Source organism: Candidatus Endomicrobiellum pyrsonymphae (assembly GCF_020328025.1).
GTDB classification, from domain to species: domain Bacteria; phylum Elusimicrobiota; class Endomicrobiia; order Endomicrobiales; family Endomicrobiaceae; genus Endomicrobiellum; species Endomicrobiellum pyrsonymphae.
This window is the reverse complement of sequence record NZ_JAIXMZ010000102.1, coordinates 1-2,360: the sequence shown is the minus strand read 5'-3', so window position 1 is coordinate 2,360 and position 2,360 is coordinate 1. Positions and strand designations below refer to the sequence as shown.

The 2,360-nt window shown below is 36.8% G+C and carries 2 protein-coding genes; both read right to left on the bottom strand.

Annotation, left to right across the window (positions count from 1 at the left end; translation table 11 throughout):
• On the bottom strand, positions 1–1,840 hold a 1,840-nt coding region (locus tag LE180_RS06635; RefSeq protein WP_374134666.1), incomplete at its 3' end, for a sodium-translocating pyrophosphatase.
• 41 nt (positions 1,841–1,881) lie between these two features.
• The gene (locus LE180_RS06630) at positions 1,882–2,250 is read right to left on the bottom strand and encodes a MazG nucleotide pyrophosphohydrolase domain-containing protein (RefSeq protein ID WP_374134665.1); all 369 of its coding nucleotides are present in this window, start codon (positions 2,248–2,250) and stop codon (positions 1,882–1,884) included.
• Between the last annotated feature and the right edge of the window lie 110 nt (positions 2,251–2,360).

Genomic DNA, 2,360 nt, shown 5'->3' with positions numbered 1-2,360 from the left:
GATTAGAAGCGCCTGTAAACCAGTAAATTACAGATCCGCCTGCAATTAATCCTAACAAGAAAGGAGCATGCAACAACGAAAGATTTTCAAGACCTGTCGTAAGTCCACCCGTAAGCATAACAATTGTTGAAAAAATCATTGTTGTCGCGCCTACAACTGCAGTTCCTATAAGAACAGGTTTCGCAGTAGCTTTAAATGTGTTTCCTGCGCCGTCGTTTTCTTCAAGCAAAAGTTTTGATTTTTCAAAAGTAGGCTTAAATTCAAAATCTTTTTCAATTTCTTTATCAATGTTAACAATATTTTCAATCAGTGATAATTCATATACTGACTGGGCGTTGTCTGTAACAGGTCCGTAAGAATCAACCGCAATTGTTACAGGCCCCATACCCAAGAAACCAAACGCTACAAGTCCAAAGGCAAATACTGCAGGAGCAATCATAATTGTTCCCAATCCTAGCGAGCTTATTGCATAAGCAATACCCATAAGAACTATAATTGTGATGCCCATCCAATACGCGCTGAAATTTCCTGCTGTAAGACCTGCGAGAACGTTAAGAGATGCTCCACCGTGCTTTGAAGAAGTAACAACATTTTGCACAAAACCGCTTTTTACGGAAGTGAAAATTTTTACTATTTCAGGTATTACCGCGCCTGCGATTGTTCCGCAACTTATTATGAGAGAGAGCTTCCACCAAAGAGTTCCGTCTCCCAGATCGTCGATTACGAGATTAGAAACAACAAAAGTGAAGGCTATTGAAACTATTGAAGTTATCCATACAAGCGATGTCAAAGGAGCTTCAAAGTTCATTTTGTCTGCTGCGGCATATTTAATTTTTGCGATAGCAGAGTTAATTCCATAAGAAAGAGCGCTCGAGATGAGCATTATCAAACGCATTATAAAAATCCATACTAAGAGCTTAACCTGCAAAATAGGATCACTCACAGCAAGAACAATAAATGTTACCAAAGCAACGCCGGTAACACCGTAGGTTTCAAAACCGTCCGCAGTAGGACCTACAGAGTCGCCTGCATTGTCGCCGGTACAATCTGCAATAACACCAGGGTTTCTTGCATCGTCTTCCCTAATATTGAACACAATTTTCATCAAATCTGAGCCAATGTCTGCAATTTTTGTAAAAATTCCACCTGCGATTCTAAGTACTGAAGCGCCGAGAGATTCGCCAATTGCAAAACCTATGAAGCATGCGCCTGAAAAATTTGAAGGGATGAAAAGAAGAATGACAAGCATTATGAAAAGCTCTATACTTATCAAAAGCATTCCAATGCTCATACCCGCGCGAAGAGGTATCGCATAAAGAGGAAAGGGTTTCCCTTTCAAACTTGCAAAAGCTGTTCTTGAATTTGCAAGAGTGTTAATTCTCATACCAAACCAAGCTACAGCGTAGCTGCCAAGAATTCCTATAATGCTGCAAAGTACAATTGCAGCAACCTTAATTGCAGCAAAATGTTCCAACAAGCCAAAATATACAACTATTATACATGCAAGCAAAACTTCAAGAATAATTATGAATTTGCCTTGTGTTACAAGATATGTTTTGCACGTTTCGTATATGAGTTCTGAAATTGATTTCATTGATTTATGCACAGGCAGATTTCTAATACCTAAAAAGTGATAAATTCCAAACAACAAACCAAAAACACAGATAAGAAAACCAAATGTTAAAAGTGTTTTCCCATCAACAGCGCTTCCAAAAAAACTCACAGAAGCCAAATCAGGAATAACCAAACTTGCTTCGCTTGCTAAAGACACGCTCGCAAAAGCAAATAATATACTAAACACCGCAGCAACTTTTTTTAGCGAAAAAATTTTATTCACCATATTAGCTCCTTAATTTTTTTAATTTTATTTATATCCCTTCTTCAGAATAATTTCTTTTTATCTAATATTTTCACCTCACAAATTGTTTTTTCTATGTTAATGCTTTTTTCCTTTTTTTTAACATCTTCCCAAATAGTTTTAACATCTTTTATATTTTTAACTTTATAATTACCAAATACATGAGGATGCCTACGAATAAGCTTTTTGTTAAGCGTTGATATTACATCCGCAATGTTAAATTCTTTGCTTTCTTTAGCTATTTGGGCATGAAAAACAACTTGAAGGAGAATATCACCAAGCTCTTCTCTAAGATTTTCCATATCTTTACTACTGATTGCTTCTCGAACCTCTTTTGCTTCTGCAAACAAATACTTCAACAAAGATTTATGAGTTTGCTTTCTGTCCCACATGCAACTTTGCGTTCTAAAAACGGTTGCATGTGGGACAGAAAGCAAACTCATAAATCTTTGTTGAAGTATTTGTTTGCAGAAGCAAAAGAGGTTCGAGAAGCAATCAGTAG

Coding starts and splice junctions, on each gene's coding strand:
- LE180_RS06630 (WP_374134665.1), bottom strand. CDS start 2,250: ATGTGGGACAGAAAGCAAACTCATAAATCTTTGTTGAAGTATTTGTTT.